Consider the following 24,007-nt stretch of genomic DNA (forward strand, 5'->3'; position numbering starts at 1 on the left):
TCAAAACGAAACCCACACATTAAATATATTTTAAATAAAAATGTACGGGTTTTAACCTATTGATTAAGATCCCATATCGGCATGCGCATAATCAATATCAGTAAATTTATTATATTGTTTCATGAAGTGTAATTTCACGGTACCAGTAGGGCCGTTACGTTGTTTAGCGATAATGATTTCTATCTCCCCGTTATCGTCATTCGTCTGTGGTTCAAAGCCGCCACCATCATCGTCATCTTCATCATCACCGCGGTTATAATAATCTTCACGGTATAAGAATGCGACGATATCGGCGTCTTGCTCGATCGAACCAGACTCACGAATGTCACTCATCATCGGGCGTTTATCTTGTCGTTGTTCTACGCCACGTGAGAGCTGACTGAGGGCAATGACCGGGCACTCTAATTCACGCGCAATCGCTTTTAATGTTCGAGAGATTTCAGATACTTCTTGTTGTCGGTTATCACTATAACGTGAGCCACTACCTTGGATGAGTTGTAGATAGTCAATGACAATCATATCTAAGCCGTGTTCTTGCTTTAAGCGACGGCATTTCGATCTGATGTCTGTTACACGGATACCCGGAGTGTCATCGATGAAAATTTTCGTCCGGGACAGCTTACCTACTGCGATGGTGAATCGGTTCCAGTCTTCTTCTGTCATTTCACCAGTACGCAAGCGGTTAGAGTCCACATTACCGGAACTACAAATCATCCGCGTTGCCAATTGGTCTGCACCCATTTCAAGTGAGAAAATACCGACCGTGTACTGTGCTTCGTTCGTCGCTACCTTTTGTGCGATATTCAGTGCGAAGGCAGTCTTACCTACTGATGGACGTGCTGCCAAAATAATTAAATCATTGCGATTAAAACCAGCTGTCATTTGATCCAAATCACGGTAGCCTGTCGGTATACCTGGTGTCTGTCCGCTATTTTGATCGAGTAATTCCGCATTTTCATAAACATCACCGAGAATGTCACGAATTTCTTTAAATCCTTCGCTCTGTCTCGTATTCGATAAGTCTAAGATACGTCTTTCTGCGTCACTCAATACAGAGTCTAAATCAAGTTCGTCATTGTAGCCATCTTTCGCGATACTGTCAGCAACTTGAATCAGTCTTCGTTTGGCTGCATGTTTATATACGATATCGATGTAATAATCTATGTTTCGCGTCGTTGGTACAACGGTAGAAAGTTCACCTAAGTATTCAGCGCCACCCGCTTCATTTAAACGTCCTTCTTGGATGAGTTTATCCATCAATGTCACCGCATCAATCTCACGTTCATCCTGGTTCAGTTCCATCATTGCTCTAAAGATATGTTGATGGGCTCCACGATAAAATGACTCAGGAAGCAGCACTTCCTGAGTTGAATTGATGAGTTTTGGATCTATGATAATGGCGCCTAAAACAGACTGCTCTGCCTCATTACTATGTGGCATTTGGTTTTGCTGGTTCATTTCATCCATTTTGATTACACCTCATATCTCCATTTCGTATTATTGTTCTACAGTGTGAACACGGATTGTACCTTCCACTTCTTTATCGAGTTTCACTGGTACGTTTGTATAACCTAATGCATGGATACCATTAGGTAAGTCCATTTTACGTTTATCGATTTTAATATCGTGTTGTTTTTGTAACGCTTGAGCGATTTGTTTAGTGCTCACTGAACCGAATAATTTACCGCCTTCACCTGATTTTGCAGTGACTTCAACTTCGATTTCAGCTAAGCGTTCTTTAAGAGCTTTCGCATCTTCAATTTCTTTTTCACGTTCTTGTTCTGCACGTTTGTTTTGTTGTTCAAGTTGTTTCAAGTTACCTTGGTTCGCTTCGATAGCTAAATTATTTTTGAATAAATAGTTGTTTGCGTAACCTACAGGTACATCTTTGATTTCGCCTTTTTTACCTTTATTTTTAACATCTTGTGTGAAAATTACTTTCATCATTCTTCACTCCTACTCATTTGTTCTGTAATTGCTTGTTGTAATTGTTCAATCGCTTCATCTACAGTTACATCTTTCAACTGGGTAGCTGCATTGGTGAGATGGCCACCGCCGCCTAATGCTTCCATTGTTAGTTGGACGTTCACTGAACCAAGTGAACGTGCTGACATACCTACGAGATTATCCTCTCGACGTGCGATGACATATGAAGCTTCAACACCATCTAAACTTAATAATTCATCGGCTGCTTGTGCGACAGTCACAGGATGGAAGATCTTATCATCTGGACCGTGCGCAATCGCCACACCGTGATCTTGTAATTTAACAGTACGGATTAATTCTGTACGGTTGATGTACGTATCGATATCATCTTTTAAGAAGTGTTGGGTCAAGATGGTATCGGCACCATGTGCACGTAAGTAACTTGCGGCATCAAACGTCCGTGAGCCTGTCCGCAAGGTGAAGTTACGCGTATCGACGATGATACCTGCGAACATCACTGTAGATTCTAAGCGAGTGAGTCGTTGCTCTGTCGCTTGATATTCTAACAGTTCTGTCACTAACTCGGCTGTAGAACTTGCATAAGGTTCCATGTATACGAGCAATGGACTTGAGATAAAGCTTTCGCCACGACGGTGGTGGTCGATAACCACTTTACGGTTTGCTTTATTCAAGATGTTTTCATCCAACACCATTTCAGGCTTATGCGTATCGACAATGACGACCGTTGTTTTAGACGTCATCATATCCCATGCTTCATCGGACGTTACAAATCGTTCTTTTAGTTCTGGTTTTTCATCAACGGCATCCATGACACGACGTAATGTCGGATCAATATCCGAATCATTTAATACGATATAAGCGTCTAAGTGATTCATCATCGCAAAGCGAGAAACACCGATCGCTGCCCCAATCGCATCTAAGTCAGGTCGTGTATGTCCCATCACGATGACTTTGTCACCTTCCATTAAGATGTCTTTCAATGCGTGAGAAATAACACGTGCTCTTACACGCGTACGTTTTTCCATAGGGTCTGTTTTACCACCATAGAAGCGCACATTACCATTGATGTGTTTGATCGCGACTTGGTCACCGCCACGTCCTAAGGCGAGATCAAGACCAGATTGTGATAAGTCCCCGAGATCGATGAGATTTTCTGAGCCTTCACCGACACCGATACTAAGCGTGAGTTGTGCACGATAGCCCACACTTTTTTCACGTAATTGTTGTAAAATGTCGAAATTATTTTCTTCTACTTCATTTAAAATGCGTTGATTTAAATAAGCGACGAATTGGTCTGAACTGTAGCGTTTGAAGAAAATATTATATTCTTGCGCCCAGCGACTAATAATACGCGTCACCATAGAGTTGATTTCAGAACGTTGTGTATCGTTCATATTTTGTGTGATTTCATCGTAGTTATCTAGGAACAACGTCGCAATAATCGGTTTAGAATCTTCATATAAATCTCTTGTTTCGACTTCTTCAGTGATATCGAAGAAATATAAAATGTGATCCGCTTCATCATAACGAACACGATAATGGTATTCGTTGTCCTCAGTTTCGATTTCTTGAGTTTTTTCTAATTGTTTTAAAATATTGGGATACACTTCATTGACCGGATCGGAAATCACATTGCGAGTTAAACGTTCAGACATGAACTGATTCACCCACTCGATATTGTCATTTTCATCTAATACGATCATCCCTATCGGTAAATGTTTGATCGCAGATTGACTTGCTGCCGATATGTGTCCACTTAAATCGTCAACATAATTATCCATTTTGAGCAAAGCTTGTCTTCCCATGATGATCGTTATAATAATCATCACGATCAGTGCGATTGCGGCAATCGTCGCGACAACTGGATTGAATACAAACCATACTGCAACGAGCGCAATGCCTGTCAGTACCATTAATATAAATGGCAACATTAAAGCTTTCTTAGTGGATTGACGGTTCATTGTCCCACCTCAAATCATTTTTTAATGCTTGATTTTAAATTTAACGCTAAGTCTATGACTCCCAATAATGCGACGAGATGCGTTACTGGATTGATGATAATACCTACTACGAGTATAGCTACTGTCACCGCGAATGGCAGTGATTTTGCCTTTCCAAAATAATGGATTAAACTCAATCCTTGAAGGAACATACAAAGTGATAAAATGTTTTCAAAGTTTAATAGAATACTTTGGAATGTACTTGGTTCTACCGCGAATAATACAAGTAATAATACAATGACATAAAGCACTAATAACACGCGCGGCATACGCCATAAGTACAATGGTTTAAATAATGGCGTTGCGACTTTAAATTTTCTTACGATTGGGAATGTGACAATCAAACTGATTAACACGAATAAGAAAATGCCTATAATGACAAGGCTCGGTAATTGAACTGACATTTGTCGAAAGCTTTCTTCAAGCATGTTCTGGTAATTGTCACCCATACCTGTCACTGTCACAGCTTCTTGCATGCGGTTTTTTAATGGCCGTATGATTGATTCTGAACTTGGCATCATTTTTGCTGCTTGTAAGACCATCATGACAATCACTGCGGCGATACCTGCAATTGTCGTACTGATGTATAAAATACGTTCTTTAGATGTACGTTCAAGTAATAATTGACCAATCACCAAGCTAAGTAGTAACAAAATGATCATGGTACTCAACACGAAAATGTTGCCGAGTAACACGGTTACTACTACAGAAATTACGGCTGCTAACCCAAATGAAGCTTTAGATTTATGCCATAATACTATACCCGGAATGGTTGCAAATAAGCTTAATATAATTCCAACTGGTGGAACGATATGTAAGACTAAAGCCACAACGAGGAGAGAAAGTGTACCTAAGATTGTCGCTTTAGCGTTTATTTTTGAAAACAAATTCGCCACTCCTATACTAATTTTGTCTATAAGGACTATTTTAACCTCTTTAAACGTTTTATACAATTATAGTTATTGCGTTTGGCCCTTGAGACATATGTGAATGCATCTCATGCTGTTGTCGCTATTCTAGATCATCGTTTTGCTTTCGTTACTTTTAGAAAATGATACAAGTTAGGTGCCCAATTATTGAAGTTTAACAAGAAACCGTCGTGACCGACATTGTCCGGCACAAAGAAATGGCAGTGGTATTTAAAGCGTGCGCCTGTCCGGTAAACTTGGTCATCTGGATACAATAAGTCATCGATAAATCCGATTGTTAACACTTTGGTGTCTAGAGAACGAAATACCTGATCGACATCTGTACGACCTCGATCGATGTGATGACTATCTAAGACGTCGAGCAGTGTTAAATAACATGCTAAATCAAAGTTTTCTTTGAATTTATCGCCTTGGTATTTTTGATAGGAAACGACTTCATCTGGTGAAAATCGCTCATCGTAACTTTTAGACGAACGATAGGTTAAGAAACCTAATTGACGTGCGATACTGAGACCCTCTTTACCTCCGAGATAAATCGCCTGTCTCGCAATTTCATTAAACGCGCGACTATAAGAAGATGTATGATCGGTAGCTGCCAGAATCACTGCTTTATCTACAGTAAAACTTCGATTGTATAACAGTTCAAGTGCCTGCATACCGCCGAGAGAACCCCCGATCAAAATATTAATATGTGTAAAACCTAACGCTTCAATACCGAGTTCTATCGCACGTACAATATCCCTGATTGTTAAGTGATCTGGAAAATGGTCGTCAGTCAATTTAGAGCTCGAGCCAAAAGGACTGCCTATCACATTAAAGGTGAGAAACTGATAATCGTTAATCGGTAAGTAACCCCCATCAATGATCTCGCGCCACCATCCCGGTTCCTCGTCTGTCCCATACGTTAAATGGTTACCTGTGAGCGCATGACATATCACGACTAAAGGTTGCCCAGGATAACCGACGTGTTCATAGCGCAGCTGTAAAGGGTCTATGATTTCACCAGATTCCGTTTCAAATCGTCCTAAATTTAATGTACTTACTGTATAGTGCGTCAACGTGATAACCTCCTTATAAAATCATCCACTAAGATTCCAGTTGTTTTGTAACAATTTTCAGTTTAATTCAATTTCATTGTGTCAATGATGTGCTGATGTCGGAGGGTTGAGATAGCCAATATTGCGTCACCGCTTCTCCCGTTTCATTAAGGCTGAGGCTGTCCCAAGATTGCGACGGTTCTCCATGTTCCATCGTTTTCAGTAGTTACCGAGGGGACTTCAAGATTGCAATTTCACTCTTTTTCATTGCATTAGGTCATCTAGATGAAAAAGCGTAAAATCGCAACAATGCCTAAGCCTCCGAGCACAGTGATGGTCATACTTTTAGTAAAAATGGCTAATAAGATGGTAGGAACAAGTGCAATCAAATACTGCACATCTAGCGTAAAACCAAAGCCATAATCACGCTGTTGAATGACCCCGTCCATAATCAATGCTGTAAACAAAGTAATAGGAATAAACGAGAGCCACTTTACAATAATCTCCGGCAACGAAATATGAGAAATGAGCACAAACGGTATGATGCGTGTGAGCCAGGTCACCAAACCACACACTAAGATCAAACTCACCATGTAAAGATCTGTCGTCATCGATCCATCACCACCCCTAATGCTGCCGTTATCGTAGAAGATAAAATGATTGCGACATAGGATGGCATGATGAGACTTAACAGCAACATCATGACGACGACACAACTCATCAGCACGAGATATTTCATAATTTTCGTCCGTTTCACAGTTTCAAATTGCGCAATCGTTAAAAAGACAAACATTGCCGTAATCGCAAAATCTAATCCGAGTGCTTCAGGATGTTGAATATAATCGCCAAACACTGCCCCTATTATAGTAGAAAAGGTCCAAAATAAATAAGCTGTGATATTAATACCATGCATCCATCGATCTGTGATCAACTCTCCTCTGATACGTGGTGTAATGGCAACGCCAAACGTTTCATCGGTCACAAGAAAGCCGAGCCCCACCCTATTTAAGAATCCATATGATTTAAATGTAGGGGCGAGCGTCATACTTAATAGGAACATTCTTGAATTCACAATGAAGGTTGTTAACACTATCGCTGAGAACGGCGTACCAGCGAGGAGTAATGTACAGATAATAAATTGTGCTGCACCTGCATAAACCAATAAACTGAGCAGTGTAATTTCTAAAATACTAAAATTAGCAGCTGCTGCGACAATACCAAACGATAAACCAATACCCGCATAACCTAATAAGGTTGGAATACATTCTTTAACCCCTTGCCGAAATGTGCTGTGCTCCATCCCATCGTCCTCCGTCTCAATTAAGCAGCATATGCTTTATACTCTGAAAATATCCGATAAGGTAAGACTTCGGGTTGTCTGTCGTTAGACTAACCGGTGTATTATTTTCCGCTACATTTTCGAATATTGAAACAATTTTAACACAATTCTGAGTTTTCTGATATATCTATTGAGAGATTCAATTGATAATCTTATGATGTGAAAAGATAACGGTTCCCCTCCCCTATCTTTAATTTCTGAGATGGCGCCCCGTCGGTTGAGAGTCTATAAGTGGGACTTCTTCTGTCATTTTGAATCACCTCATCTCTCCCTTTAAATATAAAAAAAGAGTTATTGGAAACTTAGGATAACTTGCTTCCAATAACTCTGATTTAAGTGTATATGAAGTGCTAGTGATTATTTCGTAGCTCTTTCAATTTTAGTTTTACCACCCATGAATGGTACGAGTGCTTCAGGGATTGTCACTGAACCATCTTCGTTTTGATAGTTTTCAACGATAGCTGCAAATGTACGACCTACTGCTAAACCACTACCATTTAATGTGTGGACAAGTTCAGGTTTAGAGTTTTTATCGCGTTTGAATCTCATGTTAGAACGACGTGCTTGGAAGTCTGTAATGTTTGAGCAAGAGCTGATTTCTTTATAATCATCATAACTTGGTAACCAAACTTCTAAGTCATATGTTTTGCTTGAACCAAAGCCGATGTCACCAGTACAGAGGATCACACGACGGTATGGTAAGCCAAGTTCTTCTAAGATTGATTCAGCGTGTTGTGTCATTTCTTCTAAAGCATCCCAAGAATCTTCTGGTTTTTCAATGCGAACCATTTCAACTTTGTCGAATTGGTGTAAGCGAATTAAACCTCTTGTGTCACGACCAGCTGAACCTGCTTCACTTCTGAAACATGCAGATTGCGCTGTGAATTTCGCTGGTAATACGCCAGGTTCGATGACTTCATCTCTATAGTAGTTTGTTAATGGGACTTCAGCAGTTGGAATTGTGTAAAGTCCTTCTTTTTCAACTTTGAAAAGGTCTTCTTCAAATTTAGGTAATTGGCCTGTACCGTACATTGAAGCACTATTTACGAGTTGTGGTACCATCATTTCTTTATAACCGTGTTGTGTTGTATGTTTAGTTAACATGTAGTTCATTAATGCACGTTCTAATTGAGCCCCTTCATTTGTTAAGAATACAAAGCGTGCACCTGATACTTTCGCAGCACGTTCAAAGTTAGCCATTTCTAATTCTTCAACTAAATCCCAGTGTGGTTTTGCTTCAAAATCGAATTGACGTGGTTCTCCCCAACGTTTTAACTCAACGTTTTCTTCGTCAGATTCACCTTCTGGCACATCATCATGGATTAAGTTTGGAATGCGTGATAATTTATCATTTAATTCATTTTCAACTTGTTTAAGTGAATTATCAGTGTCTTTGATTTTATCTCCAAGTTCACGCATTTCTTTAATGACGTCATCTGCATCTTCTTTATTACGTTTTTTCTCTGCAATTTCATCGCTCACTCTGTTGCGATCTGATTTCATTTCTTCAGTTTGTTTGATGAGGTCACGGCGTTGTTCGTCTAATTTTAAAACTTCATCTACTACTGAGCTATCCATCCCACGTTTTTCAACTTTTTCTTTTACGCGATCTGTTTCTGTACGAAATAATTTAATGTCTAGCATTGCTTCATTCTTCCCTTCTAAAATAATAATCATTTAGGATAAACAACGAAAAAAAGACCACATCCCAACCAAGGGACGTGGTCTACGCGTTGCCACCCTATTTAACAAACTTAATTTAAAAAATTAAGATGCACTCATTACTTAAAATAACGGTTAATACCGATTGTTCACATGAGTAGGTAGATTCATATTACGTTTGATTACTTGTTCACACCCTACACAAGCTCTCTGAAATCAAAGCTGTAATACTACTTAGCCTACGAACAATAATTTATTCATTTAATTAATTTTAATATAGCAAATTATATGACAATTTGCAAATAACTTTCGTAAAAAGTTTTTATTTTTATGTCAGATTAAACGGCTGAGTCGCTGTAAGCTTGGTCACGAAGGTATTGGCTCACCGCTTCAATATCTTTATGGAACTGACGGTCTTCTTTGATTGTTGAAACGATTTGACGCATTTCGTCATATTTTTTATGTGTTTTAGGAGATAATTTATCAACATCTTGATATTCCACAGCTTGTAACGCAATGATACATTCGATTGCTAGGACGCGTCTTGCGTTTTCAACCATTTGGTAGCCATGACGAGAAGCAATCGTACCCATAGAGACATGGTCTTCTTGGTTCGCTGATGACGGAATAGAGTCTACGCTCGCTGGATGTGCAAGTGTTTTATTTTCAGAAACAAGACTTGCTGCAGCATATTGCATAATCATCGCACCACTTTGTAGACCTGGCTCTGGACTCAAGAACGCTGGTAAACCATTGTTTAACTGTGGATTAACGAGACGTTCTAAACGACGTTCTGACACATTCGCAAGTTCACTGACGCCTAATTTTAAGAAGTCGAGTGCAAATGCGACAGGTTGGCCATGGAAGTTACCACCTGAGATGACAAACGTTTCATCGCCTTCGTCAAAGATCAGTGGGTTATCATTCGCAGCATTCATTTCAAATTCTAATTTTTCCTTCACGTAATTAAACACTTGGAAACTTGCGCCATGAATTTGTGGAATACAACGCAATGTGTACGCATCTTGAATACGCACTTCACCTTGGCGTGTCGTTAATTGTGAGTCTGCTAACCAGTCTCTCATACGTGCGGCAACATCGATTTGTTCTTGGAAATTACGCACGCGATGAACTTGATCACGGTAAGCATCTGTAATACCGTTTAAGGCTTGGTGTGTGAGTGAAGCAATCCACTCTGCTTGATAGCCTAACGCTTCAGCTTCTATGTAACTGATCACACCTTGTGCAGTCATCGCTTGTGTACCATTAATTAAAGCGAGACCTTCTTTCGCTTGTAATTGAAGCGGTTCGCGGTCGAGTTGTTTTAACACGTAGCGGCTGTCTACTTCTTCCCCTTTATAGTAAACATGACCTTCACCAATAAGGGCTAACGCTAAGTGTGCAAGCGGTGCTAAATCCCCTGAAGCACCTAATGAACCTTGTTGTGGAATCACTGGAATGATTCGATGATTGATAAAGTAGATGAGCTGATCAATCAGTTCAACGGTTGCACCTGAATGTCCTTTTAATAAAGTATTCAAGCGTAAAATCATCATCACGAGGGCTACCTCTTCAGAAAATGGTTTGCCGACACCACATGCATGAGAACGAATTAAATTCACTTGTAATTGGTTATATTGATCTTGATCGATCAATACATCACTAAATAAACCAAAACCCGTTGTAATACCGTAGACCGTTTCTTTATGATTGATAATCCGTTCCACGATCGCACGACTTTGTTTGACGTTTTGTAGTGCTTCATCACTGATTTCAACTTGATCTTCGTTATAAAGAAAGTGTCTAATATCTTGAATTGTAAGCTGGTTTCCATCTAATTGTAATACCATGATTTCAACTCCTCCTATACTCCCTATGTTGCTTAAAGTATACACTTACCTTCTTTTATAAACAATAACAATCCAGATATCCGTAACTCGCTAGCGTAGTAACATATTAACAAGCTAAAGTGTTTTACGTAGATTTTGTGAAACGGATGAAGCGTATATTAAGTTTTATAAATAGTTATTGACGAAAATAAAGGGCGGGTATATCATGCTATTATATTTGTAGCAAAAAGATTTAAAAACAATCAACATAAAATCAATCCCATTAAAAATGAAACAGAAAGTGAGGTCTTAGTCATGGAAACACTATCCTCTGTCAGTATCCCACCACGTAAGGATGAAACTCATAAAGGGGATTACGGCAGAATATTACTTATTGGAGGAAACGCGAGTATGGGAGGTGCCATCATGCTGGCGGCTCGTGCTTGTGTCTTTAGCGGTAGTGGTTTGATCACAGTAGCAACGCATCAAAATAACCACTCTGCACTACATTCACGATGCCCTGAAGCGATGGTCATCGATATTAATGATACGAAAATGCTTACCAAAATGATTGAAAGTTCGGATTGTCTCTTAATCGGTCCGGGCTTAGGTTGTGACTTCAAAGGTAATAATGCGATCACTTTCTTATTACAAAACATTCAAGAACACCAAACATTAATTATTGATGGAGATGCCATCACCATCTTTAGTAAATTGAAATTACAAATGCCAAATTGTCGCGTCATCATTACGCCTCACCAAAAAGAATGGGAACGTATCAGCGGCATTCCAATTTCTGAACAAACTTACGAGCGTAATCGTAAAGCTGTGGATGAACTCGGTGTCACTGTCGTGCTCAAACAACATGGGACTGAAATTTATTTTAAAGATAAAGAATACAAACTACCGATTGGTACACCAGCGATGGCGACTGGTGGTATGGGAGATACACTTGCAGGTATGGTGACAAGCTTTGTAGGTCAATTTGATGATACAAATGAAGCGGTTGCGACAGCGACTTACTTGCATAGCTACATTGGTGAACAACTTTCAGAAAAAATGTACGTTGTACCACCTTCTAAATTAATCGATGAAATCCCATATGCGATGAAATCCATCGAATCAGACTCATAAAAAAGAAGCTGATGCCTCTCACTTTGAAGAGCCATCAGCTTTTTTATGTGTTTATTTATCTTTTTGAGTGATTGAATTCAGGCTGCTGTTTTATTCGTCTGAATCATCATCTTGTTCTTGAATATCTTCATTCACACGATCCATGAAGTCTTGTCTTAACTCTGTTTGACGTTCATCGTCTGTATCCTCATCTGTGGTTTCATCTTCAGTATGAATGATACCATCTGGATCATCTGCATTTTCTACCACCGCTTCTGCATCTTCAGTGGATTGGGTCGCTTCCACACCTTCAGCTTCGATCGCTTCAGTATCCTCTGTTTGATCTTCAGTTTCTTCTTCAACGACTTTTGCGACAGTAGAAACGAATTGATTATCGCCGAGGCGAATTAATTTCACACCTTGTGCAGCACGGCCATTAACTGAAATATCTTGAACGTCGATTCGGATAATGACACCTTGGTTTGTCACAATCATTAAGTCTTCTTCACCTGTAACGGTAGTGATACATACGATTTTACCATTACGTTCTGTCACTCTCGCTGTCATCAATCCTTTACCGCCACGGTTCGTTACACGATACTCACTGAGTGCTGTACGTTTACCGAAACCATTTTCAGTCACCACAAGCATTTCTTGTTCGCTATCTTCATCCGCTACGTCTAAACCAATGACTTGGTCATCTTCACGTAGTGTAATACCTTTCACACCCGCAGCAATACGACTTAATGGACGTAAGCTTGTTTCTTTGAAGCGGATAAGTGATGCGTTTGCAGTACCGATTAAGACATCTTGATTACCCTCTGTTAAACGAACGGCAATAAGTGCATCGCCTTCTTTAAAGTTGATCGCAATCTTACCATTTCGGTTGATGTGAGAGAAGTTGCTTAATGCGGAACGTTTTACAGTACCGTATTTTGTCGCAAAGATGAGATAATGTGATTCGCTCGTTAAGTCTTTCACGGCAATCATCGTACTGATGCTTTCATCATTATCGAGCTCAATCGCGTTCACGATTGGGATACCTTTAGACTGACGGGAGAGTTCCGGCACCTCATAACCTTTCAGTTTGTAGACGCGACCTTTGTTAGTGAAGAACAAGATGTTGTCATGTGTGCTCAATGTTACGAGCTGACTCACGAAGTCTTCTTCTAACGTGTTCATACCTTGGACACCACGACCGCCGCGATTTTGTGCACGGTAGGTAGAGACAGGTAAACGTTTGATGTAGTTATTATGACTTAATGTGATGACGATTTGTTCTTCAGGGATTAAGTCTTCATCCTCGATGTTGTCTACACCACCGAGTTGAATTTCTGTTTTACGTTCATCACCATAACGATCACGGACATCGATGAGTTCTTCACGAACCAATTCAACAAGTTTTTCTTCGTCCGCTAAAATTTCTTTCAATTCTTCAATGTAAGAAATAAGTTCATCATATTCAGATTCGATTTTATCGCGTTCTAAACCTGTTAAACGTCTTAAACGCATATCGAGAATCGCTTGTGCTTGGCGTTCACTTAAATCAAAGCGTTCTTGTAAGCGTGACATCGCGAGTTTATCGTTATCTGATTCACGGATGATCGTAATAATTTCATCAATGTGATCAAGCGCAACTTTCAACCCTTCTAAAATGTGGGCACGGTCTTGCGCTTTTTTCAAATTATATTCAGTACGACGACGAACAACGACTTTTTGGTGATCTAAATAATGTACTAATGTTTCTTTCAGTGAGAGTAATTTAGGTCGACCATCCACTAACGCGATCATATTCACACCAAATGATGTTTGAAGTGGCGTTAATTTATAAAGATTATTTAAGATAACGCTAGAGTTCGCATCTTTACGAATATCGATGACTACACGCACACCCGTACGTAAACTTGTTTCATCGCGTAAGTCTGTAATGCCGTCAATTTTCTTATCGCGTACCAGTTCAGCAATTTTTTCAATTAAACGTGCTTTATTCACTTGGTACGGCACTTCGGTTACGACGATGCGTTGACGGCCGCCGCCACGTTCTTCGATTTCAGCACGAGCGCGCATTTGAACAGAACCTCGTCCTGTTTCGTAAGCACGACGGATACCACTTTTACCCATGATCAAGCCAGCTGTTGGGAAGTCAGGTCCTTGAATATCTTCCATGAGTTCAGCATTCGTGATGTCTTCGTTGTGACTTAGACTGAGTACACCGTTAATCACTTCAGTTAAATTGTGAGGCGGGATGTTTGTCGCCATCCCAACCGCAATCCCAGATGCACCGTTGACTAACAGGTTCGGGAAGCGTGCCGGTAAGACTGACGGCTCTCTTTCAGTTCCATCATAATTCTCGATGAAATCGATGGTATCTTTGTTTAAATCTCTTAACAATTCAAGCGTAATTTTCGTCATGCGGGCTTCGGTATAACGCATGGCCGCAGCACCGTCACCATCCATAGATCCGAAGTTACCTTGTCCATCAACTAAAGGATAACGATAGCTGAAATCCTGAGCCATTCTTACCATTGCTTCATAGATAGATGAGTCCCCGTGTGGGTGATATTTACCCATGACATCACCGACGATACGTGCTGATTTTTTATAAGGTTTGTCTGGTGTCATACCTTGTTCATTTAAGCCGTATAAGATACGACGGTGAACCGGTTTAAGTCCATCTCTTACATCGGGTAAAGCACGTGATACGATGACACTCATCGCATAATCTAGGAACGACTCACGCATCTCACTCGTTATATTTCGTTCATTAATTCTTGCTTCAGGTAATTCAGCCATCAAGCTAGTCCTCCTTCTAAATTCAGTTCATAACGTGCGTTAGAAATCCAACGTTGCATAAACTGCGTTATCTTCAATAAACTGTCTACGATCCTCTACAACGTCACCCATCAACATTTCAAATGTTTGGTCGGCATCAATCGCATCTTCTAACGTTACTTGCATCATGGAACGATTTTCTGGATTCATGGTTGTTTCCCATAATTGGTCCGCGTTCATTTCACCCAAACCTTTGTAACGAGAAATAGCTAATTTCGTTGTGTCGCCTAATTCTTCTTTAAGTTTATCGAGTTCACGATCATTAAAGACGTAATATTTTTGTTTACCTTGTGTCACTTTATAGAGTGGCGGTTGTGCAATGTAAACGTATCCCGCTTCAATTAACGGACGCATAAAGCGATAGAAGAATGTTAATAACAAGGTTCTAATATGTGCACCGTCAACATCGGCATCTGTCATGATAATGATTTTATGATAACGTGCTTTTTCAAGATTAAATTCGCCACCGATACCTGTACCGAAAGCAGTGATCATGGAACGAATTTCATTATTGTTTAAAATGCGATCTAAACGTGCTTTTTCGACGTTTAAAATTTTACCTCGTAGTGGCAAAATCGCTTGTGTTTCGGAATCACGTCCTGATTTCGTTGAACCACCTGCTGAGTCACCCTCAACTAAGAAGATTTCACTTTGGCTTGGGTCTTTACTAGAACAATCAGCAAGCTTACCAGGTAGATTTGTCACATCAAGACCTGATTTACGACGTGTCACTTCACGTGCTTTTTTAGCTGCGACACGTGCACGAGATGCCATAATTCCTTTTTCAACGATCAAACGAGCTTGTTGTGGGTTCTCATACAAGAAACGTTCAAAGAGTTCAGAGAATAATTTATCAACAACTTGTCGCACTTCTGAGTTACCTAATTTCGTTTTCGTTTGTCCTTCGAATTGTGGATCACCGTGTTTGATTGACACGATTGCTGTTAATCCTTCACGTGTATCTTCACCAGATAAACGATCTTTGTCGTCTTTGATGATGTTCGTACGTGTACCGTAATTATTTAATACACGAGATAAAGCACGTTTGAAGCCTTCTTCGTGCGTACCGCCTTCATACGTGTGAATGTTATTCGCATAAGTTAATAAGTTCGTCGCAAAGCCACTGTTATATTGAATTGCGATTTCTACTTCGATGTCATCTTTAGATTCGTGTAAATAAATCGGCTCTGGATATAACGGTTGTTTATTTTCATTAAGCATTTCGACGTAAGATTTAATACCGCCTTCATAGTGGTAAGTATCTTCACGAGGTTCCGCTTCTTCATCCTCGTTTGCTTCATCTTCACGTTCGTCTCTTAACGTAATTGAAATGCCTTTATTTAAGAAGGCAAGCTCTCTGATACGTTGTTGAAGTGTGGCATAGTCATACGTCGTTGTTTCTGTGAAAATTTCAGGGTCAGCTTTAAAACGAATCTCTGTACCTGTGTTATCATCGCTTGTTTCTCCAACAACTTTTAAATCGAATTGTGGGACACCACGTTTATAAGCTTGGTGGTAGATTTTATTATCACGATGAACATAGACCTCTAATGTTTCAGAAAGCGCGTTAACCACTGAGGAACCTACCCCGTGGAGCCCGCCTGAAACTTTATAACCGCCACCGCCGAATTTACCGCCAGCGTGAAGCACAGTTAAAATAACTTCTACTGCGGGACGGCCCATTTTTTCTTGTATGTCTACTGGGATGCCTCGCCCGTTATCTGTGACTTTTATCCAATTGTCTTTTTCGATGATAACTTCAATCTTGTCTGCATAACCAGCTAGTGCTTCGTCGATACTGTTATCCACGATTTCCCACACTAAGTGGTGCAAACCTTTTTCTGAAGTTGATCCAATATACATACCTGGTCTTTTTCGAACTGCTTCAAGACCTTCTAATACTTGAATTTGTCCGGCACCATAATTTTCCGTGTTGTTTACATCTGACAATGCTTCCACCTTCACTTTCCGTTACCTTTTAATTTCGCCTTGCTCAATGCGATAAAGTTTTGCGCTTTTCATTATGTCGTGGTCTATACCATCTACAGAAGTCGTTGTTACAAATGTTTGGACTTTATGTTGAATTGTGCTTAATAAATGAGACTGCCGTGAGTCATCTAACTCACTTAATACATCATCAAGTAATAAGATAGGATACTCTCCCACTTCAATATTCATCAATTCGATTTCTGCTAACTTGATGGATAATGCGGTTGTTCGCTGTTGTCCCTGAGAGCCATACGTCTGCGCATCCATCTCATTGACGTTGAATCCCAAATCATCTCGATGCGGACCATGCAAACAAACGCCTCGCTCAATCTCACGGTCTTGCTGTTCAGTGAGAAAATCAAGCACCGCTTCCAATTGATCTGCTTCATCATCAGAAGGCGGTGTTTCAAATTTAAGACTCGGTCTGTAGCGCAACCCGAGGGCCTCACTCTCATCCGTGATTCCCGCATGAATAGGTTTAGCTAGGGATTCTAACTCTTCGATAAAGTGCGCACGACGCTGAGTGATTTTTAATGCGTATTCAGCAAACTGCTGATTTAAAATTTCTAGCATTGTTTTATCTGTTTTTTGACCATACTGCAGTTGTTTTAAATAATTGTTTTTCTGCTTTAGAATGCGTTGATATTGTGCTAAGTCGTTAAGGTAGACAGCCGATATTTGACCGAGTTCCATATCGATAAAACGCCGTCTAACCTGCGGGGAACCTTTCACAATATTTAAGTCTTCCGGTGCGAATAACACAACGTTGAGATGGCCGACGTATTGTGTTAAACGATTCTGTTCTAAGTGATTGACTTTAACTTGCTTGCCTTTTTTGGTTATAAACATGGTAAGCGGCATCTTGCCAAATCTATAACTCAACTCACCTTCTATTTTAGCATATTCACTCCCAAATCGTATAAGCTCCTTATCGTTTGAGGTTCTATGACTCTTGGCGAGCGCGAGTGTATAGATAGATTCAAGCAAATTCGTTTTACCTTGGGCATTTTCACCAATCAGAATATTGACTTCTGGATGACAATCTAAATGAATTGACTCATAATTACGATAATCTTCTAATTGGAGGGACGTTAGCTTCATTCTTCACCTTGATGAAGTATTAGGAATGAGCCAACTTCTTCAACGTCAATTTGATCATGGTGATGTAACTTTTTACCACGTCTTACTTCTCTTTCTCCGTTGAGTAAGACTTCAAAGTCTTGTAAAAACCATTTAGCTTGGCCACCTGATTCAATGATGCCTTCATTTTTCAAGAATTGTCCTAAAGTGATTTCCCCTTCAACACTTATTTCTTCGACCACATCAATCACTCCATTTCCTTAGGATCACTATACTATTATACCGTTTTTTGCCAAAAATTTCATGTGTAAAGGGCGTAAGTTAAGCGTTTTTATTTGTGTAATGACTTAAAAAATTGTTATTCTTATCGATTACGCTTGCAACAATGCACTTTTTACTTCGCGTTGTCGTATTTTAATTTAACACGGAGTGTAAGTTGTAAATACTGTTCAGTGCCTCATAAATACCCCATATTTGCTTGTTTTTATATTTCCTATACTTTTTACTTATCTTTACTTTTTATGCTACTACGTGCTTATTTAAGACGATATATTGCGAATTAACTACAAATTCGACACTCATGACTACTTTGGATGACCCAGCCCAAAGTAATGGTTTAATCTTTCTCTCAATCTTATACACGTTCCAACTTCGAAAATGACTCTAAAAAATTCACACGATAGTTTAAGATTGCTATACCAAAATTTAAAATGTTTAAAGAATATGAAAAGACTAGGATTTAATATCCTAGTCTCATTAATACTATTAAAATGATTGTATTGTTTAATTTAATTTCTGTACCAAGCTGTTTTAGGCCAATTTTTATGTTTAGGTTTTCCTTTCCACGATGAACAATCTTTAACTCCTTTTTTCTTGACATTCAACCCGTCACATTTCGTCATTTTTCCTAAAGATGAACATTTATATGCTTTTGCATGATACCAGCAGTCACTTTTATAAAAATCTACGTAAGCCTTTGGATGTTTTTTTGACCAATATCTATGATCAGACTTTGTCCCATTAAAGCGATTACAATGTACATGAGTTCCCTTTTTTACTTTTTGTCCGTCTTTCTGTCCCTTGTATGCTCTGTTTGAATCTGAATTTTGAGATGTTACTTCACCATCCATATTTCCAATAAATTCAGAAAAATTAACAACCTCGATGTTGTTTTCTCTATTTCCATTAGAATTTTGCCCTTTAGGATTGGGTAATATATCTTCAATCACTACTGTATTACCATTTTGAATAACATGAAATTCACTATCTTCTTTTTCAATACTTTTCAATTGTGTCATAGTATTAGAATCAACTTGAGACTTACTATATGTTCCTACTAGTTTAATATTCTGAGGTGGGGTACTTTCATTTTCCGAGGCATAAGCGCTATTTAACTGAAAGCCATTTATTCCGATACTTAAAACTAAAATTTCAACAACGACTAATTTCGCAATTTTTTTCATTTTAACACTCCTAATAAAATTACTTATAAATTTACAAAATCTATCTATCTTTATGTTACCATTAATTTATAAAAATAATAATCAAATTAAAGGTGCGTTTATGAAAAAGTCTGCTTATATCATTAGTTTAATCATTATCTTAGTTATTTGTTATATTTTTGTGAACTTTTTTTTCTTTGATAAATGGGTTGGTTATTCTTCCGAGAAAAAAATTAATAATTATATAGCTAAGCATGATACAAAAAGTTTAAATAAAATATCTGCAAATCATAAAACTTCTCATTTTTTGAAAAATACTCAAAAAGTTTCGATTACACTACTTTCTGATAATCAAGGTAGTGATGACAAGGGGTATTATAATATCAAAATCAATAATAAACCTGCGCATATGGTGATAAAAATAGATCATCCATTTTTACCTGAAACGCCTGAACTAGAATCAATTAAGTTGGAAGACCATAACAACTCATAACTATTTGCAACAAAAAACTCAGCCATCTCATAAAAGTGGCTGAGTTTTTTTATGTTATTTAATTTTATTAATAAAGCGGTTGTGGACAAACCATAAATTTTATCGATTAATAAGTTCTGATTGGCAAGATTAATTGTGTCACTGAGTCGTCTTCTTTTGGTTTTAAGATAAATGGTTTCATCGTACCGAAGAATTCGACATCGACTTCATCACTGTCAATGGCTTTTAACGCATCCATCATGTATTTAGAGTTGAATGAAATTTTCAAGTTGCCACCCTCAACATCAGTAGCACTCACTTCTTCTTTAACCGTACCAATTTCAGGAGAAGTAGAAGAAAGTTCAACTAAATCATTGCCTGTGCTTAGTTTGATGACGTTGTTACCACCTTCACGTGCAAGCAATGACGCACGATCAATGGCATGATAGAATTCAGTATTTTCAATGCCTAATTTGATTTCGTAGTTTTCAGGGAACAAGCGAGACGTATCTGGATAGTGACCTTCGAGTAAACGAGAAATAAAGTTTACGTGCCCTACTCTAAACAATACTTGGTTTGAAGCGAAGAAAATATCAATATCTTCGTCGCTATCGCTCATAATTTTATTTAATTCTGAGAGTGCTTTACCTGGAATGATGACATTTTTATCTTCTGATTCATCTGCAAGCGCAAGTTTTCTTACGGCTAAGCGGTGTGAGTCTGTAGCTGTGCATATTAATTCATTGTCTTGTATAAGCCAGTTGACCCCAGTGAGTACTGGGCGTGTTTCTGAGGTGGACACCGCGAAATTCGTTTGTGCGATGATATTTTTCAATACTTTGACTGAAAGCTGAATCGCGTCATCGCGGGAAACTTCAGGTAGTAATGGGTATTGATCTGGATCTAACCCACTAAGGTTGAATTCAGAATGACCTGAAGTGATCAGTGTTTGGAATTGTGCGTTTGTAGATAATTTAACGTCGTCACCTGGTAATTTTTTAATAATATCTACGAAGAAACGACCAGGAAGTACGACTGAACCAGATTCACTGATTTCAACAATATCTTCTCCGTCAACTTGTGTTGGAATTGTGATCTCAATTGAGATTTCAGAATCTGAACCAGTAAGAATCACTTCGCTATCTTTAGCGTCGATCTTAATACCAGTTAGGATGGGTAATGTTGTACGGGGTGAAATTGCTTTTAGTGTGTCATTAAGTTGATTGATAAAATAATCTCTTTTGATTGTAAATTCCATTAAGTATAACTCCTTCCAGTCGTTATATATAAAATTATATAGGTTTTAAAGTCGTAGTAGTAGTAGTAGAGCTTGTGAATTAGTGGATAACTTGATTCATCGCAACGTGATCATAGTTTAAGTCGTGTGGATAACCTGTGCATGGTGTGTACAACTTTTACACATTATCCACAGTTTATAATAAACGAAATGCGAACATTTTGTACGTAAACTGTTATAGTACAGTGTTATTGTTTGCGAATTTCTTTTTCTAAATTCTCCACTTCTTCTTTGAATGTTGGATCTTCTTGCATGTCTTTCACAATTTTATTGTAGGCGTGAATGACTGTGGTATGATCACGGCCGCCGAATTCTTCACCAATTTTAGGTAAAGAAAAATCAGTAAGCTCGCGTGAAAGATACATTGCAATTTGGCGCGGATAAGCGATGGATTTCGTTCTTTTTTTCGCACTGAAATCTTCTATTCTTACGCTATAGTAATCTCCTACCACTTTTTGGATATCTTGAACGGTAATTTTCTTAGATTTTGGCGCTTGAATAATATCTTTAAGTGCTGCTGCAGTAAGTTCAGTTGTGATTGGTTCGTTTTGCAGTTTTGAAAATGCGATGACACGTGTAAGTGCGCCTTCTAATTCACGCACGTTGGATTCGATTTGGTTTGCGATGTAAGTCAACGCTTCAGTCGGAATTTCGAGATCTTCTTCAGCTACTTTTTTCTGTAGAATCGCCATTCGTGTTTCATAATCGGGTGGCGTAATATCTACGAGTAAGCCCCATTCAAAGCGAGAACGTAAACGATCTTCTAATTTCGCAATTTCTTTTGGCGGGCGATCGCTTGAGATAACGATTTGTTTATGTGCTTGGTGCAACTCGTTGAAGGTATGGAAAAATTCTTCTTGGGTTTGAATTTTATCCTGAATAAACTGGATGTCGTCGATTAACAGAATATCGATATTACGGTATTTATCTCTGAATTGTTGTGCTTCATTTTCACGAATAGATTTAATGAATTCGTTCATAAATTTTTCGCTTGAAGTATAGAGTACTTTCGTATCAGGATGTTCGTCTAAAATAAATTGACCGATCGCATGCATTAAATGCGTTTTACCTAAACCTACGCCGCCATAGATAAAGAGCGGATTGTAAGCTTTCGCAGGTTGTTCAGCGACAGCTAAACTTGCTGCGTGTGAAAATTGGTTACCTGGTCCGATGACGAAGGTTTCGAAGGTATTATGCTCGTTGAATTGAGCACGGCCAATTTCGGCTTCATCTACATTTTTGAATTGTGATGTTTCTGGTTCAGGTTGGGGCTGAGTTTTTGATTCTTCATTGAGACTTTGAAGTTGATCTTTAGAATAGAATTTCGGCTCAACTTCGTGGCCAATGACATCATAAATAAATCCTTTAATCACGTCGGTGTAGGATTTTTCAAGCCAACCTGCAGTAAAGTCTTCGTCCGTGACGATGACTGCTTGTTCATCTGTTAAAGAATAAAGTTCTGTTCCCTTGATAAAAGTATTGTAGCTTGGTGCGGCAATTTCTTTTTCAGCAGTTTCTAGTACTTTATCCCAAATTTCTTGTTCTGACATATTAATAACTCCAATATTAATTAATTTTAAAAGTTATACACAGAAATCACAGCAATGATTAAAAGATAATCACACCTGTGAGTAATTATCCACAAGTTAATCACAAACAGTGGATAACTTTAAGTGATTTATAGTTTATACACAGTGATTTTGGTTATAATATTAAAAAATAAATCCTAGATACATCAATCATTAGAGGACTTATCCACATAATTATACTTTTTAACATCTGATAATGTCAACTTGCTGTGAATATGTGGTTAAGTATGAGGAAATAATGTGTATTTAAAATAGTTATCCACAGTAAAAGATGTTTCTATTGTGTATAAATTATGGGAGGGACTAGGGACGAAAAATCATAAAAATGAGCTTGGGAAATAATTTATGAAGCTGTATAAAATATGTATATAGCGAGAAAAGAATGTTGAATAGAGCCATTCACAAAGCGATGCTAAAGCTCAACATGAAGCGGTTTATACAAAGGGATAAAGATACCAAAAACTATTAAATTGCTACTTGCTTTATAAAAAGTATTTTGTTATATTGTAGTAGTTGCTTGAATTATGACTAGATATTTATTGAGTTAAATCAAGATGTGTAGCAAAAACGAAAATAGATCTATTAATTTAGATAAAAGTTTTTCGACGATGTGTTTGAAACATGTTGTTTCAGCTATTGAGTTAGCATATTGATTTGATATCAGTGTTTGATTCAAATCATAACGCAACGTGACAAACGCCACATGAAAAACATATGAAATGATAGATAGTTGAATTAAAGATGGAGGTGTTTTTGCATGGTAAAACGTACTTATCAACCAAATAAACGTAAACACAGTAAAGTGCATGGTTTCAGAAAACGTATGAGCACTAAAAACGGTCGCAAAGTGTTGGCGCGTCGTCGTCGTAAAGGCCGCAAAGTTTTATCTGCATAAGATCACTGACTCATCAGTGGTCTTTTTTTTGCATTTAACTATTAAAATACAAATGACCCACGTTTAAAATCTGGCTGTGTGTGTAGAAATAAGAGATACAATTCAAGGACACATTCTATGTCCCTACCTTATTTGTGCACATGCTTGAGATGGAACGTTTGCGGAAAAATGTGAGAAGTAAGCAGGTGAAACAGAATGGAAAAAGCATATCGAATTAAGAAGAATAGTGATTTTCAAAATATCTATAAAAATGGCAAGTCAGTCGCCAACAGACAATTTGTTATATATTCTAAGGAAAATAATGAATCACATTTTCGTCTCGGAATTAGTGTTTCTAAAAAACTAGGTAATGCAGTGACACGTAATCGTATTAAACGTGGCATTAGAGAAAACTTTAAAGTACATAAAGCAGATATCCATGCGAAAGATATTATCGTGATTGCAAGACAACCTGCGAAAAATATGAGTACTTTAGAAATCCAAAGTAGTTTGGAACATGTGATGAAGATTGCGAAGCTCTTTAACAAGCGGATAGGGTAGGGGATAAGACACCAT

20 protein-coding genes and 1 other annotated feature are annotated in these 24,007 nt (G+C 38.4%); of the genes, 4 read left to right on the forward strand and 16 right to left on the reverse strand.

Annotation, left to right across the window (positions count from 1 at the left end):
* Positions 1–63: 63 nt before the first annotated feature.
* The 9 genes from dnaB to hutH form a co-directional block, all read right to left on the reverse strand.
* A complete protein-coding gene (gene dnaB / locus APS80_RS04200) occupies positions 64–1,467 on the reverse strand; it encodes a replicative DNA helicase (protein WP_059107029.1) in 1,404 nt (467 codons plus the stop codon).
* A gap of 30 nt (positions 1,468–1,497) precedes the next feature.
* On the reverse strand, positions 1,498–1,944 hold the full coding sequence (rplI, locus tag APS80_RS04205; RefSeq protein WP_059107030.1) for a 50S ribosomal protein L9: 447 nt from the start codon (positions 1,942–1,944) through the stop codon (positions 1,498–1,500).
* Complete coding sequence (locus APS80_RS04210; protein WP_059107031.1) at positions 1,944–3,908, reverse strand: DHH family phosphoesterase; 1,965 nt, start codon at positions 3,906–3,908, stop codon at positions 1,944–1,946. The genes rplI and APS80_RS04210 overlap by 1 nt, the downstream gene beginning before the upstream one ends.
* 14 nt (positions 3,909–3,922) lie before the next feature.
* Entirely contained in the window at positions 3,923–4,849 is a 927-nt protein-coding gene (locus APS80_RS04215) for a DUF2232 domain-containing protein (protein ID WP_180991918.1), read from the reverse strand.
* A 119-nt stretch (positions 4,850–4,968) separates the two neighbouring features.
* Positions 4,969–5,934: a homoserine O-acetyltransferase MetX gene (gene metX / locus APS80_RS04220; protein WP_059107033.1), complete on the reverse strand. Its 966-nt coding sequence runs from the start codon at positions 5,932–5,934 to the stop codon at positions 4,969–4,971.
* Between the two features lie 260 nt (positions 5,935–6,194).
* Positions 6,195–6,524, reverse strand: coding sequence for an AzlD domain-containing protein (locus APS80_RS04225; protein ID WP_059107034.1), 330 nt, complete (start codon positions 6,522–6,524; stop codon positions 6,195–6,197).
* Positions 6,521–7,213 (reverse strand): AzlC family ABC transporter permease, encoded by a 693-nt coding sequence (locus APS80_RS04230; RefSeq protein ID WP_059107035.1) that lies wholly within the window; start codon positions 7,211–7,213, stop codon positions 6,521–6,523. The genes APS80_RS04225 and APS80_RS04230 overlap by 4 nt, the downstream gene beginning before the upstream one ends.
* A 396-nt stretch (positions 7,214–7,609) precedes the next feature.
* Positions 7,610–8,896, reverse strand: coding sequence for a serine--tRNA ligase (serS, locus tag APS80_RS04235; RefSeq protein ID WP_059107101.1), 1,287 nt, complete (start codon positions 8,894–8,896; stop codon positions 7,610–7,612).
* A gap of 68 nt (positions 8,897–8,964) precedes the next feature.
* Positions 8,965–9,170, reverse strand: a binding site (T-box leader).
* Positions 9,171–9,252: 82 nt separating this feature from the next.
* The gene (hutH, locus tag APS80_RS04240; protein WP_059107036.1) at positions 9,253–10,764 is read right to left on the reverse strand and encodes a histidine ammonia-lyase; all 1,512 of its coding nucleotides are present in this window, start codon (positions 10,762–10,764) and stop codon (positions 9,253–9,255) included.
* A gap of 294 nt (positions 10,765–11,058) precedes the next feature.
* Here hutH and APS80_RS04245 point away from each other — a divergent pair, with 294 nt between their 5' ends.
* The gene (locus APS80_RS04245) at positions 11,059–11,877 is read left to right on the forward strand and encodes an NAD(P)H-hydrate dehydratase (protein WP_059107037.1); all 819 of its coding nucleotides are present in this window, start codon (positions 11,059–11,061) and stop codon (positions 11,875–11,877) included.
* A gap of 90 nt (positions 11,878–11,967) precedes the next feature.
* On the opposite strand, the gene gyrA is transcribed toward APS80_RS04245, so the two are convergent.
* The 5 genes from gyrA to APS80_RS04270 form a co-directional block, all read right to left on the reverse strand.
* Positions 11,968–14,649 carry a DNA gyrase subunit A gene (gyrA, locus tag APS80_RS04250; RefSeq protein ID WP_059107038.1) on the reverse strand — a complete coding sequence of 894 codons (2,682 nt, stop codon included), beginning with the start codon at positions 14,647–14,649 and terminating at the stop codon, positions 11,968–11,970.
* A gap of 39 nt (positions 14,650–14,688) precedes the next feature.
* Entirely contained in the window at positions 14,689–16,647 is a 1,959-nt protein-coding gene (gene gyrB / locus APS80_RS04255) for a DNA topoisomerase (ATP-hydrolyzing) subunit B (RefSeq protein ID WP_180991917.1), read from the reverse strand.
* A gap of 12 nt (positions 16,648–16,659) precedes the next feature.
* On the reverse strand, positions 16,660–17,778 hold the full coding sequence (recF, locus tag APS80_RS04260; RefSeq protein WP_059107040.1) for a DNA replication/repair protein RecF: 1,119 nt from the start codon (positions 17,776–17,778) through the stop codon (positions 16,660–16,662).
* Positions 17,775–17,999, reverse strand: coding sequence for a S4 domain-containing protein YaaA (yaaA, locus tag APS80_RS04265; protein WP_059107041.1), 225 nt, complete (start codon positions 17,997–17,999; stop codon positions 17,775–17,777). The genes recF and yaaA overlap by 4 nt, the downstream gene beginning before the upstream one ends.
* 546 nt (positions 18,000–18,545) lie before the next feature.
* Entirely contained in the window at positions 18,546–19,220 is a 675-nt protein-coding gene (locus APS80_RS04270; protein WP_180991916.1) for a hypothetical protein, read from the reverse strand.
* Between the two features lie 52 nt (positions 19,221–19,272).
* Between APS80_RS04270 and APS80_RS04275 the strand changes: the two genes are divergently transcribed.
* Complete coding sequence (locus APS80_RS04275; RefSeq protein WP_338418861.1) at positions 19,273–19,692, forward strand: hypothetical protein; 420 nt, start codon at positions 19,273–19,275, stop codon at positions 19,690–19,692.
* 106 nt (positions 19,693–19,798) lie between these two features.
* Here the strand turns inward: APS80_RS04275 and dnaN are convergent, their stop codons facing one another.
* A complete protein-coding gene (dnaN, locus tag APS80_RS04280) occupies positions 19,799–20,929 on the reverse strand; it encodes a DNA polymerase III subunit beta (RefSeq protein WP_059107043.1) in 1,131 nt (376 codons plus the stop codon).
* Positions 20,930–21,156: 227 nt separating this feature from the next.
* Positions 21,157–22,518: a chromosomal replication initiator protein DnaA gene (gene dnaA / locus APS80_RS04285; RefSeq protein WP_059107044.1), complete on the reverse strand. Its 1,362-nt coding sequence runs from the start codon at positions 22,516–22,518 to the stop codon at positions 21,157–21,159.
* 796 nt (positions 22,519–23,314) lie between these two features.
* On the opposite strand from dnaA, the gene rpmH reads away from it, so the two are divergent.
* On the forward strand, positions 23,315–23,452 hold the full coding sequence (gene rpmH, locus APS80_RS04290; protein WP_000240855.1) for a 50S ribosomal protein L34: 138 nt from the start codon (positions 23,315–23,317) through the stop codon (positions 23,450–23,452).
* A gap of 195 nt (positions 23,453–23,647) precedes the next feature.
* Positions 23,648–23,992: a ribonuclease P protein component gene (rnpA, locus tag APS80_RS04295; protein WP_059107045.1), complete on the forward strand. Its 345-nt coding sequence runs from the start codon at positions 23,648–23,650 to the stop codon at positions 23,990–23,992.
* Positions 23,993–24,007: the final 15 nt, after the last annotated feature.

The organism is Staphylococcus auricularis, from assembly GCF_001500315.1.
GTDB classification, from domain to species: Bacteria; Bacillota; Bacilli; order Staphylococcales; family Staphylococcaceae; genus Staphylococcus; species Staphylococcus auricularis.

Coding starts and splice junctions, on each gene's coding strand:
- APS80_RS04275 (WP_338418861.1), top strand. CDS start 19,273: ATGTTACCATTAATTTATAAAAATAATAATCAAATTAAAGGTGCGTTT.
- gyrA (WP_059107038.1), bottom strand. CDS start 14,649: ATGGCTGAATTACCTGAAGCAAGAATTAATGAACGAAATATAACGAGT.
- rplI (WP_059107030.1), bottom strand. CDS start 1,944: ATGAAAGTAATTTTCACACAAGATGTTAAAAATAAAGGTAAAAAAGGC.
- APS80_RS04210 (WP_059107031.1), bottom strand. CDS start 3,908: ATGAACCGTCAATCCACTAAGAAAGCTTTAATGTTGCCATTTATATTA.
- APS80_RS04230 (WP_059107035.1), bottom strand. CDS start 7,213: ATGGAGCACAGCACATTTCGGCAAGGGGTTAAAGAATGTATTCCAACC.
- dnaA (WP_059107044.1), bottom strand. CDS start 22,518: ATGTCAGAACAAGAAATTTGGGATAAAGTACTAGAAACTGCTGAAAAA.
- APS80_RS04225 (WP_059107034.1), bottom strand. CDS start 6,524: ATGACGACAGATCTTTACATGGTGAGTTTGATCTTAGTGTGTGGTTTG.
- serS (WP_059107101.1), bottom strand. CDS start 8,896: ATGCTAGACATTAAATTATTTCGTACAGAAACAGATCGCGTAAAAGAA.
- APS80_RS04270 (WP_180991916.1), bottom strand. CDS start 19,220: ATGAAAAAAATTGCGAAATTAGTCGTTGTTGAAATTTTAGTTTTAAGT.
- dnaB (WP_059107029.1), bottom strand. CDS start 1,467: ATGGATGAAATGAACCAGCAAAACCAAATGCCACATAGTAATGAGGCA.
- hutH (WP_059107036.1), bottom strand. CDS start 10,764: ATGGTATTACAATTAGATGGAAACCAGCTTACAATTCAAGATATTAGA.
- recF (WP_059107040.1), bottom strand. CDS start 17,778: ATGAAGCTAACGTCCCTCCAATTAGAAGATTATCGTAATTATGAGTCA.
- rnpA (WP_059107045.1), top strand. CDS start 23,648: ATGGAAAAAGCATATCGAATTAAGAAGAATAGTGATTTTCAAAATATC.
- dnaN (WP_059107043.1), bottom strand. CDS start 20,929: ATGGAATTTACAATCAAAAGAGATTATTTTATCAATCAACTTAATGAC.
- APS80_RS04245 (WP_059107037.1), top strand. CDS start 11,059: ATGGAAACACTATCCTCTGTCAGTATCCCACCACGTAAGGATGAAACT.
- rpmH (WP_000240855.1), top strand. CDS start 23,315: ATGGTAAAACGTACTTATCAACCAAATAAACGTAAACACAGTAAAGTG.